Source organism: Allomuricauda sp. CP2A, from assembly GCF_001683915.1.
Lineage (GTDB): Bacteria > Bacteroidota > Bacteroidia > Flavobacteriales > Flavobacteriaceae > Flagellimonas.
In genome coordinates this window covers 1-17702 of the sequence record NZ_LXTT01000023.1, presented here as the reverse complement: position 1 = coordinate 17702, position 17702 = coordinate 1, and the positions used below count along the sequence as shown (strand labels likewise).

Below are 17702 nucleotides of genomic sequence, written 5' to 3'. Positions count from 1 at the left end.
GTGGATGTAAATAGGTACATCTAGAACTTAAACCTTGTAGTATGAAAAAGTTAGTACTCTTTATAGCAGCGGTAGCCTTCGGTGCCATAGGTACCCAAGCAGCCAAATTGGATGATAATGTGGCCATGACCACAAGATATGGAAACTCATTCATCTTCGTAGAAGATGGTGTAACTTTTTCAGTATACCCAGATGGAGAGTTTGATTTCTATATGGATAACAGGGTTAATGTTGGTGTTGGTGCCCAAATAGGAAATGTGGGTATCACCTTTAACTCAGGATATAACTACAACCCTTATGTACAATATGATGACTACGGTGCCGTAGTCCAAGTGGAAAACACTCCCATCTTTTATGATTACTACGGCCGTGTATCACAGATTGGCAACATCAACATCTGGTACAACAATGGTAGGGTCGGTAGAATTGGTGGATTGCACGTCTACTACAATGGAGGTGCCTTCAGTCACTTTACTGGGTATATCAATATCTATAACAGGCATTATGTGTACCGTCCATTCCACAGGTATTTTATAAGACCTTCCATTGGTTTCTGTAATGTGTATGCCAGACCGTACAGAAGGTATTACAGCCCCGTTCGATATACATATTATGCCCCTTACCGATATAATCAAAGAAGGGCTTATGCCAGAATTGGAAAGGTATATCGAAACGATAACAGATATAGAAGGGAAAATATCTATAGAAACGATAAAAGAGTAAGTGTTCGTGACAACAACAGCATAAGACGTAGTGGGGATTATGGTAGGAGCAATAGAACCGTGACCCAAAATAACGATAGAAAAGGAAGCCCTAATGTGTATCGTTCCAACAGCACCGCAAAAAGACAGGCCACGCCTCAGCGGAGCGTAAGACAGGGTGATACCTATAGAAAATCGAATGGTGTTTCTAGAAGTAACAGAAGTCTGACCCAAAAAAAGGTAACACGAACTCCTGATAGGAGAACCGTTACCAAAAGACAGGTTGCTTCCACACCAAATCGTAAAACGGTGTCGCGTACCACAACCACCTACAGAAAGCCTCAGACAAGGAGCAATTCAAGTAGGCAGGTTGTTAGAAAAAGTAGCACTCCGAAGAGAACTACTGTAAATCGCAGCAGCACTAAAAGGACTGTAAAGCAAAGCACGGGAACTTCTTCCAGTAGAGGAAATAACAACGCTAGATATAGCAGAAGTTCCCGAAGAAATTAAACGAGAGTTTTTAGGTTGGTTAGTTGTTTAACCCCGTGGTTGGATTTATCCGCTACGGGGTTTTCTTTTTCAGCCATTTTGAAAGGAACCCAGAAACATCTTCTGAAATATCAAAACGATACAAAATTCCCACATACATAATTACAATCAAGGCCGATTTCAACACAATGTTCATAATGGGGTGAAACGGAAATTGCAGCATATCGAACAATACGCCCAACAACACCAAGACCGCAAATACCTTGAAGGTGGCCTTGGAAAAAGGCAGGATCCCAAATTTTTGCTTCACAAACAGCAATTTGGTCAGATTGAAAACAAAAATGGATACAAAACTGGCCAAAGCCGCTCCTTCCAATCCCAAAACGGGAATTAGCAAATAATTCAGTAAAATGGTCAGTGCGGCCAAACAGACCCCAAATACCAACACGGTTTTATAATAGGGAGAATTGTACAAAATAGAGTTGTTGTTTCCCAAGAGCGAATCGAACACCTTGGCCAACCCCACCAAAAAAACAATGGTATAGCCACTACGATAAGCTTCAGGTAGTAGTAAATACAGGTCGTTCAGATTCAATATGATCAACACAAACAAAATTCCCGAGGCAATAAAAAGCGTCAACGAAGTTTTCTGATACAATGTCTCCAATCCAGAATGATCCCCGGAATTCAACTGTTCCGCAGTCAACGGATAGGTTATCTGGTGCATGGCCCGTGATGGTACAATAATCACGGTAGCGATGTACACTGCCACCCCATAATAGGCCACATTTTCTATGCTGATGAACTGATTGAGCATGACCTTGTCTATTTCCAGCAGTATCAGTGCCGCGGACCCACCCAAAATAATCAAGAAGGAATAGGACAAGATCTCTTTGGTATTGGCCGGAAAGTGGAAATCAAGCTTTGGAAAACGCAAGGTATACGCATAAATCTTGATGATCACCGTCCGCAGAAGATACAACCCGACCAAACATTTAAAAAAGATATCCAAGGAAATGACATCAAAATATAAGAGTATCAGTAGAATGGACACGCCTATACGGCCAAAGACTTCCTTCATGAAATTTCCGAAAACCGATTTTAAATGCACCTTGCACCACGCATAGAACACCTCAAAATAGGCCATGGCCAATCCCACAAAAAAGATGTACCAAAGGTATTTTTTCACCATGGGATTGACTTGGGAGACCAAATTGCCCAAGGGTTCGTACCAAATCAACCCGATCAAAGCTACTGGAATAATCCCCAGTAACGGCACCAACAGCATCAAGGTCAAGAAGGCATCCTTTTCCTTGTCTTGATAATTGCTGTAAAATTTCACCAAGGTATTGTGCACCCCAAAGGCCATCAACGGCATTAAAATAGCACCCGACGCCAAAATAAAGGTCACCAATCCGTAATACTCGTCCTCCAAAATCTTGGTGTACAGGAATAGGGTGTTCATTGCACCGAACAAAAAGCCCAGATAAGTGACCACAACATTCTGTATGGATTGTTTTAAGACGACTCCCATTAGATGAATTTTGCCAAGCTTTCGGTCAGAGCTTTTCTGTGGAACTGTTCCACGCCCTTTGAATCACAGCGGAGCTCTCCTTTTTGATAGCTACCGAACCAATCCAAAAGTACATTTTTTAAACAAGCGGCATCATTCTGGACACAAACGCTCCCCGATTTCGTCTGTTCCACTAACCTGCCTGCCTCCCACCCTTCCGGGCCGATGGCTAAAATAGGACGCTTGGCATTAAAATATTCAAAAAGCTTTCCGGGAATGATACCCTTGGTTTCCTCCGAATCAATTTCCAGCAACAACAACACCTGCGATTTTTGCTGAACCTCCAAAACCGCGTCATGTGACAAATAGCCCAAAGGCTTTACATACGATTCCAACCCAAATTCCCTGACGGATTGCAAAACTTCCTCCCCCACTACCCCGGCCAGTTGGATTTGTAAAGCATTTTTGAAGGCCTCATTTTCTTGAATGAGTCCTTTAATGACTTTCCATAAGGCAACGGGGTTTCGTCCGGTCAGCAAAGAACCCATGTGGGAAATGGTAAATTTTGAATCCAAGGGTATGGGTGTAAGTTCATCATCATAGCCATTGGTTATCACCTTTATGGGCTTGTCGGTAATTGCTTCAAACTCTTGTTTTGTAAGATGGCTGGTCACCACAATTTTATCAGCGGAGGTCAATACTTCCGCTTCCAACTTTTTATGCTTTTTTTCAGAGGTTTTGGACAACCGTAATTTTTTGTGATAACCAATGGACGTCCAAGGATCCCTAAAATCGGCAATCCACTGGATGGAATACTTTTCTTTCAATCCCAACCCTATCAAATGCAAACTGTGTGGCGGTCCTGTAGTGATTATGGTCTCAATACCCTCATCAGCAATTACCTTGGCCAAATACCCAATGGAAGGTTTTACCCACAGCTTTCGGGCATCGGGGATAAAAAAATTACCCCGAATCCACAGCAATACCTTTTCCAAAACGGAAGGGTCCTTTTCCTGAATGATTCCTGAACTTATGGTTTTCGTTTTCTTTTTTGAGAGCAAACCAGCCCATCCATACGGTTCTTTGATGGGTTGTTTCAAAATTTGAATACCCTTTGGAACTTCTGCTTCAAGGTTTTCATCAATAATGGGATAACTGGGATTTTCAGGAATATAAACTATGGGTTGAAACCCAAACTCGGGCAGGTATTTGGTGAACTTGAGCCATCGCTGTACCCCTGGTCCCCCAGCCGGAGGCCAATAGTATGTTATGACCAAGACTTTTTGCATCAGGATTCTTTGGATTTTTTCGGAACAAAGGAATATCCAACGCCGCCAACAATAATCAATCCCAACAAAATGCAGGCCGCCAAGGTGATCTGACTGCCGGTTTCAATAACTTGGGGCTCAAACTTGAATTCTATTTCATGTTCCCCAGATGGGATTTTCATACCGCGCAGGGCATAATCCACTTTGTAATGTTGCTCTGGTTGACCATCAATGTATGCATTCCAGCCTGAGGGATAATGCATTTCGGAGAATACCGCAAACGCATCATTGCTGTTGCGTGACTCGTATTTCAGATAATCGGGTTGGTAGTCCACCAAATCAATTTGTGCCAAAGAATCGGTTTCATACCGAAGTTTGGTCAAACGGGGATAGGCCTTTGTATTGACCACAGCCTGCGACTTTGAATCAAAATCTTTCAGGCCCTCAATTTCCTCATTGGCAGAGGATACGGGCAGCAATTGCTCCACAAACCAAGCATTGCCATTGGCATCATCATTGACGGCGGGAAAACTGTTCCCCTCTTCATCTTGTTGGATGATATATTTTACATTCAGCATGTTCAATACCTGTAGGTTGTTCTGGTATAGGTGATATTCAAACAAATTTTGAAGCGCCCTGGGTTTGGCCGCATGATAGCCCCCAATGGATTTATGGAAATAGGAGGTCCGGGCTCCGTTCAATCCCTCTTGTGGGTCAAAGACCCGATAAATGGAATTGTCCTCTTGAAGGGCTTGGTCAATCTGGCTGGCTTGAAACGGGGTGTTCATCTCGCGTTGACGCACAAAATCGTCCTCATTCACATAGCGAAGGGCTACGCCCACCAAATCAAACAGCAACAAGCCCCCCATGATAAGCACCATGGCATTCTTTCCAATTTTTTCCTTTACAAAAAACCAAAGTGCCACGGCTGCCAAGGTCACATATATCAAGGAGCGAATGGTATCACTGACATAAACCGCTTCACGATCACGTTGGATCATGGTCATCAGTTCATCGCCAAAATAACCTCGGTACATTTCGTCGCGCATGCCTTCAAAATCAAACAACGCTTTTAAAATAAAAATGAATATACCCAGTCCCAAAGTGATGAAAAAGCTCAATTTTAATGCGTTGAACTTTTTTTCATCATCCACAGATTTTTTGAAGAGTTGCCGCAATCCCAAAACACCCAAAACGGGAAGACAGAGTTCCAATACCACTTGAACAGAAGATACCGCCCTGAATTTGTTGTAGAGTGGGAAGTAATCAATCATAAAATTGGTGAGGAGCGGAAAATTCTTTCCCCATGAGAGCAGCAGTGCTAAAACAGCGCCTCCCAACAGCCACCATTTTTGTTTGCCCTTTACCAAAAATAGACCCAATACAAATAGAAAAAATACAATGGCACCCACATAAGCCGGGCCTGCCACAATGGGTTGATCTCCCCAATACAAGGGCAAGCCACTGGAGAGTTGTATGGCTTTGGAAGGTGAAAGCCCCTGCCCCACCAAATAATCATAGGCTTTGGAGTTTTTGCCCAAATCCTCATTCCCTGAACCGCCAAAGAGTCGGGGAACAAACAGGTTCAAAGATTCGGCTATCCCGTAGCTATATTGGGTGATGTATTCTTTATCCAATCCATTGGAAGGCTGTTTTGGACTTCCATCCGGATTTATGGTCAATTCCGATTTCCCCCGTGTACTCCAATCCGCATACTCCTTGGTGGCCATCAATCCTGTGGCGTTTGCCGCTATGGACAAGGCAACGGCACCAATCAAAATCCCAACCGATAGAAAAAAGTGTTTGAGTTCTTTATCCTTAATGGCATAAATTAACCGTACCAATCCCAAAATCAATACCAGCAACATAAAGTAATACGTCATCTGGTAATGGTTGGCACTGATTTCCAAAGCCATGGCCAAAGCCGTCAGAATAAAACCGAGCAGGTATTTCCTTCGGAAAACCAGAATAATCCCGCCCAAAACCATGGGAATATACCCCAAAGCATGGGCCTTTGCATTGTGGCCCACCCCAAGAATTATGATGAGATAGGTGGAAAAACCAAAAGCAATGGCACCCAAAGCCGCCAACCGAAAATCAACCTTTAGGCAGAGCAATAGAATATAAAATCCAATAAAATAGAGAAAAAGATAGTCTGCCGGACGTGGTAAAAACCGAATCAAACGGTCCAGTTTTTTGACATAATCATGTGGATAGTTCGCCCCCAATTGGTAGGTGGGCATCCCACCAAAAGCACTGTTGGTCCAGTAGGATTCTTCCCCGGTAAGCTCCTTGAAATCATCCCGCTCCTTGGCCATGCCCTTATATTGGGCAATATCGGATTGAAAAATGGCCTTGCCTTGCAAAACGGGATAGAAATACACCAGAGAGGCAAGCAAAAATAAACCAATGACACAAATATGGGTGATAATGGCTTTTGGAGAAAGATTCATGGATAGATTTTGAAAAGACAAATATTAGTCAATTTCCTCAAAATCTATGTATTCTCCAACTTTTTTTGAAGGATTGGATTTTCGGGCAGGCTTCTTATAAATTGTGGTATCCCCTTCTTCCGTGGTTTTTTGTCCAAAATCTTGGTAATTGCCAAATTGTTGGCCAAAACGTTCCTCGGTCTTCTTCATGGCATAATTCAGCAATCGCGGAGCCAACCATTTCAGCAGTAATTTCGCCGCGTAGTATACTAATATGAGGATTAATATCGTTTGTAGTACAACCATATAACCTTAAACTATTGTATCAAAATTACACTGTAAGTAGCATAAAACGACCAAACGTATCTTAAAATACTATTAAAATCAGTTATATGGATTTTTCCTTTTTCAAAAAGACCCTTTATTTTTTAGTTCTCGTCCCCGTTTTTTTGAATGCCCAATACACCGATGTCATCAATTCCAACAGACCCGGCAGGGCCGTAAGTGCCTATGCGGTGGGGAAAAATGTGGTCCAGGCTGAAGTTGGACTCTTTTATGAGCAGCAAGACAATGTGGACCTGAATTCCGACTCCAATATTTTTGGGACCGATATGGCGTTACGATATGGGTTTCTTTTTGAAGAATTGGAAATCAATTGGGAAGGATCCTTTATGAAGCAGAACATCAACTATCCTGATTTTGGTATTGAAGGAAAACTGGCCAATTTCTCACGTAACCGGCTCGGTGTAAAATACCTTGTTTTTGATCCTTACAAGAATCCGGAACGCAACAAACCCAATCTGTATAGCTGGCGGGCCAATAATCTTTTTCAATGGAAAAATCTAATTCCTGCCGTTTCTTTATATGGTGGGGTCAATTTTGTTCTGGGCGACAATCCTTTTTATCCCGGGGAACCCACAACTTCCTACAGGGGTGCCATTGCCACACAAAGCAGACTGTCGCCAAGATTTGTGCTCATTTCCAATGTGGCCTATGACCGTATCGGTACCGATTTTCCCGAATGGCGCTATGCCCTTTCCATTACCCATGCGCTCAGAGATCCCAGATGGAGTATCTTTTTTGAAGGTCAAGGAATTTCTGGGGACCGCTATTCTGATATCATCCTACGAACCGGAGTGGCCCGTTTGCTTAATCCAAACTTTCAGGTTGACTTACACATGGGGTCAGGATTTAAAGATGATCCATCACGTCTTTTTGTAGTGCTAGGTTTTTCCTACCGCTTGGATTTTCATAAAGATGGTTTCAAAACCATTGATACACAAAGTAGTGCCCAGAATGGGAAAATTAAGCGCAACTCCAATTCCAAAAGATCCAAAAAGCGAAAGAAAAAAAACAAGGATGATATTGATTTCTAAGTTTTGTGCTTAACATTTTTATGATGCAGGTAATATTGTTAATATTGACCTGAAAAAAAATGAGGTATGATCACCATCAAGCAGGTCCAATCAAAGGCAGATCTTAAACGCTTTGTAAAATTTCCATTTTCCCTGTATAAAGGTTCTCCCTACTGGGTCCCCCCAATCATCAAAGATGAGATGGCATCCTTTGATGCGACCAAGAACCCTGTTTTTAAAAATGCGGAAGCCAGCTTTTTTCTGGCCTATAAAGACGGAAAAGTGGTGGGACGTGTGGCGGCCATCATCAACTGGTTGGAGGTGAACGAACAAAAGGTTCGAAAAATGCGCTTTGGTTGGTTTGATTTTGTGGATGATCTTGAGGTTTCCAAAGCGTTGTTGGACAAGGTTGCGGAAATGGGCAAAGAGAATCAGTTGGAATACATGGAAGGCCCTGTAGGTTTCTCCAATCTTGATAAAGTTGGTGTCCTTGTTGAAGGTTTTGACCATATCGGTACCATGATCACTTGGTACAACCATCCGTACTATCAATCCCATTATGAAAAACATGGGTTTGTCAAGGAAAAAGGCTATTTGGAAAATAAGTTTTTAGCTTCTGCAGCTGACCCAAAATTGTTCGGTAAAGCCAATTTGTTGGTGAAAAAGCGTTATGGACTCAGGGAAATGAATTTTGAGAAGAACAAGGACATTATGCCATGGGTGGACAAAATGTTCGACCTTTTCAATGAAAGCTATGCCAAACTATCCTCTTTTGTAAAGATTACGGATATACAAAAAGAATACTTCAAGAAAAAGTATATCAGCTTTATCAACCCGGAATACATCAAATTTGTGGTGGATTCCGAGGATAATCTGGTGGCATTTGCCATTGTGATGCCCTCTTTTTCCGAAGCACTGCAAAAAGCCAAGGGACGTTTGTTCCCTACGGGAATATTTCATCTCTTAAAAGCCAAAAAGGAAAGCAAGGATGTTATTTTCTATTTAATCGGCATCCATCCCAGCTATCAGAACAAAGGGGTAACAGCCATTATCTTTAATGAATTCCACAAGACCTTTACCGAAAAAGGGATTGTAAACTGCATACGAACACCAGAGTTGGAAGACAACTTGGCCATCCGGCAAATGTGGAAGCACTTTGATCCAGTGACACACAAACGGAGATGGACATATCGGAAGAACCTATAACTTAAAACATATATGGCTTACTCCATAAACCAAAGTTTTCTCTAAAGAAAATGGGGATTAAACAATGGGGGCACCTTTTAAACTTAAACCACTATTCCCCCATAGCTGCAGCAACAGCGGCAGAAAGTCTCTTGTAGGTACCATTTTGGAGTCGTTCCCTGATGGATGAGAAGGCATCCAAGGTTTCGGCAATATCCTCCATGGTATGGGTAGCCGTGGGAATGAGTCGCAACAAAATCAACCCCTTGGGTATTACCGGATAGACCACAATGGAACAGAAAATACCGTGATTTTCACGCAAATCCTTCACCAAGGCCATGGCCTCCGGAATACTACCGTTCAAATAGACCGGGGTAACACAGCTTGTAGTGGTTCCAATATCAAATCCACGCTCTCGAAGTCCATTTTGCAATGCATTTACATTTTCCCATAACTTGGCCTTTAGTTCGGGCATGGTGCGCAACATATCCAATCGCTTCAAGGCCCCTTTTACGTAGACCATTGGAAGCGACTTGGCAAACATCTGAGACCTCAGGTTGTATTTTAAATATTCTATGATTTCTTTGTCGGCGGCCACAAAAGCACCAATTCCCGCCATGGATTTGGCAAAAGTGGCCAAATACACATCAATCTTATCCTGAACACCTTGCTCCTCACCTGCTCCAGCACCTGTTTTTCCAAGCGTTCCAAAACCATGGGCATCATCCACCAATAACCTGAAATTGTATTTTTTCTTCAAATCCACAATTTCCTTGAGGATTCCTTGTTCGCCACGCATTCCAAAAACGCCTTCGGAAATCACCAAGATACCACCTCCGGTCTCATTGGCCATTTTGGTGGCGCGTTCCAAGTTTTTTTCCAAACTTTCCGGGTCGTTGTGCTTAAAGGTGAAGCGTTTTCCCATGTGCAGACGAACACCGTCAATGATACAGGCGTGGCAATCCACATCGTACACAATGATATCGTCCTTGGAAACCAAAGCATCAATCACCGACATGAATCCTTGGTAGCCAAAATTTAAAAGATAAGAGGCTTCTTTATGGACAAATTCGGCCAATTCCTTTTCCAATTGCTCATGGTAGTCGGTGTGACCGCTCATCATTCGGGCACCCATGGGGTAAGCGGCCCCATGCTCGTGGGCGGCATCGCCATCAACTTTTTTTACTTCGGGTAGATTGGCAAGTCCCAGATAGTCATTGATACTCCACGTGATGACATCCTTTCCTTGGAATTTCATTCTGTTGGAGATGGGTCCTTCCAGTTTCGGGAATACAAAATAGCCTTCTGCTTGTGATGCCCATTTTCCCAACGGACCTTTGTTCTCAATGATCCTATCAAATAAATCTCTCATCTACCTTAAAATTGATTCAAATGCAAAAGTATAGATTTTTGTGAAGCTCGCATAACGATTTTTTCACATAAAAAACGACAATGAAATTCATTGCCGTTCGTGTTGAATTGAATTGCATCTCTTATTTGATGTATTCTATCTTTTCGGGTATCTCAGCATTCTTAATGTCGAAAAATCCTTGATTTTCCATCCATTCGTTGCTGTAAACCTTGCTCATATACCGTGAACCGTGGTCTGGGAAAATAACAACCACATTGCTGTCTTCGTTAAATTCCCCCTCGGTATTCAGTTGATATAGGGCTTGCATGGCGGCACCACTTGTATACCCTACAAACATACCTTCGGTATGGGCAATTTTTCGGGCCATGTGGGCACTCTCACCGTCGGCGACCTTAATATAACGGTCAATACTGTTAAAATCCGTGGCCGCAGGAATCAAGTTTTTCCCCAATCCTTCAATTCGATAGGGATATACCTCATTATGGTCAAACTCCCCTGTTTCGTGGTATTTTTTAAGGATTGAGCCGTAAGCATCAACACCCAAGATTTTAACATTGGGGTTTTGCTCCTTTAAAAAGCGGGCTATTCCCGAAATAGTTCCTCCAGTTCCACTGCAAGCCACCAAATGGGTGATATTTCCATTGGTCTGCTCCCAAATCTCAGGGCCTGTGGTTTGGTAATGGGCCTCTATGTTGAGTTCGTTAAAATATTGGTTGATATAGATGGAATTTTTGGTCTCCTTGTGCAGGCGTTTGGCCACTTCATAATAAGACCTTGGGTCGTCTGCACTGACGTGGGCAGGGCAAACATATACCTTGGCACCCATGGAACGCAACATATCTATCTTATCTGGGGACGATTTTGAACTGACCGCCAAAATACATTTATACCCTTTAACAATGCTCACCATGGCCAAACTGAATCCAGTGTTACCTGAAGTGGTCTCGATGATGGTGCTCCCTGGCTTAAGAAGCCCTTTACGTTCTGCTTCCCCAATAATATAGGCCGCTATTCGGTCCTTGGAAGAATGTCCTGGGTTAAAGGATTCCAATTTGGCATAGAAGTTTCCGGTAAGGGGGGCTGCGATTTTGTTGAGCTTAACTAAGGGGGTATTTCCAATTAGGTCTAGGATATTGCTGTACGCATTTATCTGTTTTTTCATAACTGGTATTAGGTAAGGAACAAATTTCTGCGATTACAGATATAAGTTCGGCACAAAAATAGCATTTTATTTTTAATGGGTTTTCCCTTCAAGGTCTAAAATAAAGGTATATGCCTTTGCGGTTTCCTTTAAAGCCTCAAATCTACCCGAAGCACCACCATGTCCTGCATCCATATTGGTGTCCAAAAACAACAGGTGGTCATCGGTCTTAAATTCCCTGATTTTCGCCACCCATTTGGCCGGTTCCCAGTACTGTACTTGTGAATCATGCAAACCTGTGGAAACATATAAATTGGGGTATGCCTTGGCTTCTACATTGTCGTAGGGCGAATAGGATTTAATATAATCGTAATACTCCTTATCATTCGGGTTTCCCCATTCATCATATTCGCCTGTGGTGAGTGGAATGGTATCATCCAACATGGTGGTCACCACATCCACAAAAGGAACCTCCGCGATGACACCATTGTAGAGTTCTGGTGCCATATTTATGATCGCGCCCATTAAAAGTCCACCTGCAGAACCACCACTGGCGTACAAATGCTCTGGGCTGGTATATTTTTGTTCAATCAGGAACTTGGAGCAGTCAATGAAATCCGTGAATGTATTCTTTTTATTGAACAGTTTACCGTCTTCGTACCAAGGCCTTCCCAAGTACTCCCCTCCCCTTACATGGGCAATGGCATAGATAAAACCTCTATCCAGCAAACTCAACCGCACTGAGGAAAAATAGGGGTCAATGGTGCTTCCATACGATCCGTAGGCATATTGGAACAGCGGACTGGTGCCATCCAAAGGGGTGTCCTTGCGATACACCAATGAAATGGGCACTTTTTTTCCATCCTGGGCCGTGGCCCACAAACGCTCGGTTTTATAGTCGTCCTTATTGAATTTTCCGCCCAAAACCTCTTGTTCCTTCAATATTTTCTTGGTTCGGGTCTTCATATTAAAGTCTATGATGGCATAGGGTGCTCCCATCTCATTGTAATAATACCGAAGCTCATCGGTATCAAAATCCAAATTCACCGAGGCTCCCGCCACATAGGTTTCGCTATTAAAGGGCAAATAATAGCTCTCCGAGCCATCCCAACGGGATATTTTCATTTGGTTAAGCCCATTCTCCCGCTCTGATAGCACATAGTAATCCCTGAAAATTTCCACATCTTCCAACAAAACATCCCGCCTATGCGGAATAAACTCCTGCCAATGCTCAGATGATGTATTGTTTTCATCGGTTCGCATTAACTTGAAATTGGTGGCCTTGTCCCTGTTTGTCAAAATGTAGAAGTTGCCATTATAATGGGCAATGGAATACTCTACCCCTAAATCCCTTGGGGAAAACACCTTAAAACTGCCATTGGGATCATCCGCATCAAGGATTCTATATTCTGTTGTCATGGTGCTCACCGAACCAATCACAATGTATTTTCGGGATTTGGTCTTGTACACAAAGGTGTTATAGGTGGAATCCTTTTCATGGAACACCAACTCATCATCATCCGAAGATGTTCCCAAAACATGTTTGAAAATCTTATCGGAACGTAAGGTCACAGGGTCTTTTTTGGTGTAGAACAAGGTTTTGCCATCATTGGCCCATACAGAACTTCCTGTGGTATTTTCAATCTTATCTGGATAAATTTCCCCGGTTCTCAAATTCTTTACCTGAATGTTGTATTGTCTTCGCGACACCGTATCGGTCCCAAAAGAGGCCAAGGTGTTGTCCGGGCTTATGGATATGCCCTTAAGATTAAAAAAGTCATGGCCTTCGGCCATTTGGTTGCAGTCGAACATAATCTCCTCTGCTGCGTCCAACGTGTCTTTTTTGCGGGAATAAATAGGGTATTCCTTTCCTTCTTCAAACCGATTGATGTACCAATAGCCATCCAATTTATAGGGCACAGAGGAGTCCACTTCCTTGATTCTCGACTTCATTTCCAAAAAAAGGTCCTCTTGGAACTTTTTGGTGTGTGCCGTCATCTTATGGTAATAGTCGTTTTCGGCATTTAGGTAATCAATCACGGCTTGGTCTTCCCTATTGTTCATCCAATAGTAGTTGTCTATCCGTACATCACCGTGTTTTTCCAGTTTCGTTGGAATCTTTTTGGCTATCGGGGGGTGTATTCGCATCAATTCTTCACTTTTTTGGCAAGAGCCTGCAAAAATAAGGCATATTCCGAGAATACAATGGGTTGGATTGATTCGTTTCATCCCTATTGATTTACTCCAATTTAGTATTTTTGGGGTCAACTACACACAAAAAATTGCAGTTATGTTTGGAGATATCATGGGAATGATGGGTAAACTGAAGGAAACCCAGAAAAAAGTACAGGAGACCAAGGAACGATTGAATACGGTAATGATTGATGAGCAATCTTCTGACGGGTTGCTAAAAGTTACCCTTACGGCCAATCGAGAAATCAAATCCATTACCGTAGATGATTCACTTTTAGCAGACAAGGAACAACTGGAAGATTATCTTGTCCTCACCTTGAACAAGGCCATTGAAAAGGCCACCAACGTGAATGAAACCGAATTGGCCGCCGTTGCCAAAGAGGGAATGCCCAACATTCCGGGGATGGATGCTTTTATGAAGTAAAAACACCCCTAAGGTCCCCTGCCTTCGGCAGGCAGGCCTCAAGGGGACATTGGTTACCCTATACTTTTCAAAACTTTTAAGAAATGCTGGTGCATGGCATCCGTATAATCCAAATGGGTAACGATTCGCAATTTTCCCTGTCCCATTCCAATGATTGAAATCTGGTTTTCGGCCAGCTTGGCCAAAAAATCGGCTGATGTCATTTTCGCTTCATCCAATTCAAAAATGATGATATTGGTCTCAATGGGCTCCACTTTTTTGATGAAATCCAAAGTTGAGAGAATCTCTCCTATTTCAGTAGCTTTTTTGTGATCTTCAGCCAATCGTTCCACATGGTGGTCCATGGCGTAGATTCCTGCCGCGGCCAAAAATCCAGATTGTCGCATACCACCACCCAACACTTTTCGAATTCGCAAGGCTTTGTCAATCAATTCCGTACTTCCCACCAAAACAGAACCCACCGGGCACCCCATTCCTTTGCTTAAGCAGACACTGATGGTATCAAAAAGGGCACCGTAAGCTTTCGGGTCTTCTTTCTTGGCCACCAAAGCATTCCATAAACGGGCACCGTCCAAATGATACTTTAGATTGTGCTCATCACAGACTTTTCGGATTTTTTTCAACTCTTCAAAATCCCAACAAGCTCCTCCACCTTTATTCGTGGTGTTTTCTATACAGACCAAAGAGGTTAACGGGCTATGGTAAAAATCCGGAGGATTTATGGCTTCTTCCACTTGTTTTGCCGTCATCATTCCCCTGTGGCCATCCACCAACTTACAAGACACCCCACTATTGAAGCTAACCCCGCCCCCTTCATAATTGTAGACATGGGCGAATTTATCACAAATCAACTGGTCACCGGGTTGTGTATGAAGTTTAATCGCCGTTTGGTTGGTCATGGTACCACTTGGGAAGAACAAAGCTGCTTCCATCCCAAAATAATGGGCCATTTTAGCTTCAAGAGCATTAACGGTAGGGTCATTTTTAAAAACATCATCCCCAACTTTCGCGGTCATCATCGCCTCAAGCATACCAGCGGTGGGCTGAGTAACCGTATCACTGATCAAGTTAATTTCCATAAAAGTTCAAATTCAATATCAATGAACAAGTATACTATAAACAAACCAGTTTGTCGTAATAATTCTATCCCTTAACTTCCGTTTGCAATCAAAATTTTCCCTGTAGAATTCATACCATATCTTCCTTGATGCTTGCACTTGCAGTTGAGCTTGAGTTTGAACTTGAACTTGTATTTGTCCTTATCTAATCCATACAGTCCATTCCTATAGGTGAACCATCAGGAATTTTAGGGACCGGTATTACACTAAAACTGGACGGTTTTTCCAAAAAGGCATCAATTCGTTTCACCATTTCTGCGGTAATTGCCGTTTTTCCATTGCCCAATAGTGCTGCTTTAAGTTCTTTCAAGGTTTCATTGGCAATGGCATTTACCTGTGGATGTACTTCGTTGTGGGCCGCCAAATTCATGATGTGGTACAGCACCCTAAAATTGATGGTCTGTTGTACTTCATCCAGATACGGGTCTTTTTTGGTTTCCTCAATCGTGTTATTGATCAAAGTGGTCAAGACCCCTTCCAATCCCAATTGGTTTTTGTCCAAGCTCTTCTGTTGAATCAATCGAGAAGCCCGCTCTGGGTGCAACAAGAGTCCCAAAGTCATATCGGCAGCCGTTTCTGCCGTGGAAAGGGCGTCAAAACTCACCCCGGTCCTTCCCATCAATGATTCTCGGGTGCGCGGATAGCCAATGGCCCTGGGCGGGAAAAGATCCAATTTATCCTTGGGTATGGCAATGACTTCGGCATCCAAGGTTTTTAAGATGGATTCCAAGGCTTTTTCCTGAACTGCCTGATTTATGGACAGTACCACACGTTGTCCATCTCCCTTTACCGCATAATTGTAATCGAGTCCACCAACAACCTTTGAAACCGCTTCGGTCTGGTAGCGGTGGAAAAAATACAAGGGTGCAAAAACATCTTCCAAAACGGAATTGGGTTCTCCAGTGCGAATATTATCTATTGAAAAATTGGTAATGGCTGTCTTTCTAATTTCCAAAACACTTTCCAACTCCTGACTGGCACTTTTACCGTTGTCCCACAAATGGGCCAAGGCATGGGCTCCCCCGGTAGGTCTAGCATCTTGATCGGATATGTACCGTAATCCCTCATCCTGGGCCTTCTTTAGAATGGCATTCAACCCCTCTTTTTCAGAGGTTCCACTGGGAAAATCGGCATAGGAATAGGCCACAGTCACCTTATCCCATTCACCAATCCCTGTATCATACGCATTTGAAAAATCGATGGTGTTTCCTTTTAATTCAAATTGAGGGTGTGGGTAATCCATTACTGAGGCTCTATCATTGGTACTTGCGGCAAAATTGTGTGCAAAACCAAGGGTGTGCCCTATTTCGTGGGCAGATAACTGGCGGATTCGCGCCAGGGCCATATCCAACATGGGCTGGTAATTATCGTCTCGTTCCGCAAAAGGCTTGTTCATCAAGGCTTGGGCGATCAAAAAATCCTGACGGATGCGCAAACTTCCCAAGCTTACATGTCCCTTCATGATTTCTCCCGTTCGTGGGTCGGTAATGCTACTTCCGTAGCTCCATCCCCTGGTGGACCGGTGTACCCATTGGATCACATTATAACGAACGTCCAAGGGATCCGCATCATCGGGTAATATTTTAAGCTGAAAGGCATCTTTGTAGCCAATGGCCTCAAAAGCCTGGTTCCACCATTTGCCCCCTTCCAACAAGGCAGAACGAACGGGTTCCGGAGTGCCATTGTCCAAATAATAGATGATGGGCTCAACGGCTTCACTTAGTTCGGCTCCGGGATTTTTTTTCTCCAATCGGTGGCGGGTGATGAACCGCTTTAGAATCGGTTCCTGTACCGGAGTGGCATAATCGTAATACGTTATTGGGTACGAACCACATCTTGGGTCGAACACCCTTTTTTTATAATTATCGTCGGGCAATTCAATCAAGGAATGATGTTGCGCCACGGTCACCAAACTGGGGTTTGGCGTTACAGATTGAATCCAAGCTCCTTCTGGATTACCTTTAAAGGTAAGGGTCACATCAAACTCCACATTTTTTGGAAATGCCTTGGTGCGCTCAAACGCGAGGGCACTTTTGGAAGTGTCCAAACTATACGAACCTTGTTTGGAATCTTTCAATCTATTGGCTACGCCATGGGCATCACGCATCAAGAATTCAGTAAAATCAATCAAATAGCTTCCTCTAGACTCTTCCTCAATCTTAAAGCCATGCAAAATGGATTTGGCAAAGGCCTGTTCCACCGATTTTCGTTCCAATACATTATCGGTAATGGCCCTGTAGGTTAGATTGGGTTGAACCAAGAGTAACTTGTTCCCTGCCTTTTTAAAATAGACCACCTGCTCGTTTCCCAATTGGCCCCTATCCAAACCAATGTCATTGCTCCCTATCCCGCTGCTGAGGGAATAGACATACAAAAATTCCTTGTCCAATTCATCGACTTCCAGATATATCTTGTCCGTAGCATCATCATAATAAAAGTTGAAATAGCCATTGAATTTTTGAAAATCCTTGGCTTTGTCAAATGTTTGTCCGAGTACTGCTGAACTAAAAC

13 protein-coding genes are annotated in these 17702 nt (G+C 43.1%); 4 read left to right on the top strand and 9 right to left on the bottom strand.

From position 1 onward, the window contains the following. The first annotated feature begins 41 nt into the window (after positions 1–41). On the top strand, positions 42–1211 hold the full coding sequence (locus A7D14_RS02495) for a hypothetical protein (protein ID WP_067029591.1): 1170 nt from the start codon (positions 42–44) through the stop codon (positions 1209–1211). Positions 1212–1263: 52 nt separating this feature from the next. Here the strand turns inward: A7D14_RS02495 and A7D14_RS02490 are convergent, their stop codons facing one another. From A7D14_RS02490 to A7D14_RS02475, 4 genes are read right to left on the bottom strand one after another with little or no spacing between them, the layout of a single operon-like run. Continuing rightward, positions 1264–2724, bottom strand: coding sequence for a lipopolysaccharide biosynthesis protein (locus A7D14_RS02490; protein WP_067029589.1), 1461 nt, complete (start codon positions 2722–2724; stop codon positions 1264–1266). Beyond that, positions 2724–3992, bottom strand: coding sequence for a glycosyltransferase (locus A7D14_RS02485; RefSeq protein ID WP_067029587.1), 1269 nt, complete (start codon positions 3990–3992; stop codon positions 2724–2726). The genes A7D14_RS02490 and A7D14_RS02485 overlap by 1 nt, the downstream gene beginning before the upstream one ends. Beyond that, the gene (locus A7D14_RS02480) at positions 3992–6424 is read right to left on the bottom strand and encodes a YfhO family protein (RefSeq protein ID WP_067029585.1); all 2433 of its coding nucleotides are present in this window, start codon (positions 6422–6424) and stop codon (positions 3992–3994) included. The genes A7D14_RS02485 and A7D14_RS02480 overlap by 1 nt, the downstream gene beginning before the upstream one ends. A gap of 24 nt (positions 6425–6448) precedes the next feature. Continuing rightward, complete coding sequence (locus A7D14_RS02475) at positions 6449–6709, bottom strand: DUF4834 family protein (RefSeq protein WP_067029581.1); 261 nt, start codon at positions 6707–6709, stop codon at positions 6449–6451. Between the two features lie 86 nt (positions 6710–6795). On the opposite strand from A7D14_RS02475, the gene A7D14_RS02470 reads away from it, so the two are divergent. Together A7D14_RS02470 and A7D14_RS02465 are read left to right on the top strand one after the other, a co-directional pair. After that, positions 6796–7779: a transporter gene (locus tag A7D14_RS02470; protein WP_067029579.1), complete on the top strand. Its 984-nt coding sequence runs from the start codon at positions 6796–6798 to the stop codon at positions 7777–7779. A 66-nt stretch (positions 7780–7845) separates the two neighbouring features. Then, positions 7846–8964 carry a GTP cyclohydrolase gene (locus A7D14_RS02465; RefSeq protein ID WP_067029577.1) on the top strand — a complete coding sequence of 373 codons (1119 nt, stop codon included), beginning with the start codon at positions 7846–7848 and terminating at the stop codon, positions 8962–8964. A 91-nt stretch (positions 8965–9055) separates the two neighbouring features. Here A7D14_RS02465 and A7D14_RS02460 read toward each other — a convergent pair whose 3' ends face one another. From A7D14_RS02460 to A7D14_RS02450, 3 genes are all read right to left on the bottom strand, one after another. Continuing rightward, complete coding sequence (locus A7D14_RS02460) at positions 9056–10315, bottom strand: aminotransferase class I/II-fold pyridoxal phosphate-dependent enzyme (protein ID WP_067029575.1); 1260 nt, start codon at positions 10313–10315, stop codon at positions 9056–9058. Between the two features lie 121 nt (positions 10316–10436). Then, positions 10437–11477, bottom strand: coding sequence for a PLP-dependent cysteine synthase family protein (locus A7D14_RS02455; RefSeq protein WP_067029573.1), 1041 nt, complete (start codon positions 11475–11477; stop codon positions 10437–10439). 72 nt (positions 11478–11549) lie between these two features. Next, the gene (locus A7D14_RS02450) at positions 11550–13685 is read right to left on the bottom strand and encodes a S9 family peptidase (RefSeq protein WP_067029571.1); all 2136 of its coding nucleotides are present in this window, start codon (positions 13683–13685) and stop codon (positions 11550–11552) included. Positions 13686–13746: 61 nt separating this feature from the next. Between A7D14_RS02450 and A7D14_RS02445 the strand changes: the two genes are divergently transcribed. Then, entirely contained in the window at positions 13747–14073 is a 327-nt protein-coding gene (locus A7D14_RS02445; protein ID WP_067029569.1) for a YbaB/EbfC family nucleoid-associated protein, read from the top strand. A gap of 53 nt (positions 14074–14126) precedes the next feature. Here A7D14_RS02445 and A7D14_RS02440 read toward each other — a convergent pair whose 3' ends face one another. Beyond that, positions 14127–15152 carry a threonine aldolase family protein gene (locus A7D14_RS02440; RefSeq protein WP_067029567.1) on the bottom strand — a complete coding sequence of 342 codons (1026 nt, stop codon included), beginning with the start codon at positions 15150–15152 and terminating at the stop codon, positions 14127–14129. Positions 15153–15336: 184 nt separating this feature from the next. Next, positions 15337–17702, bottom strand: a 2366-nt coding sequence (locus A7D14_RS02435; RefSeq protein ID WP_067029565.1) for a zinc-dependent metalloprotease, incomplete at its 5' end; no start/stop codon positions are given.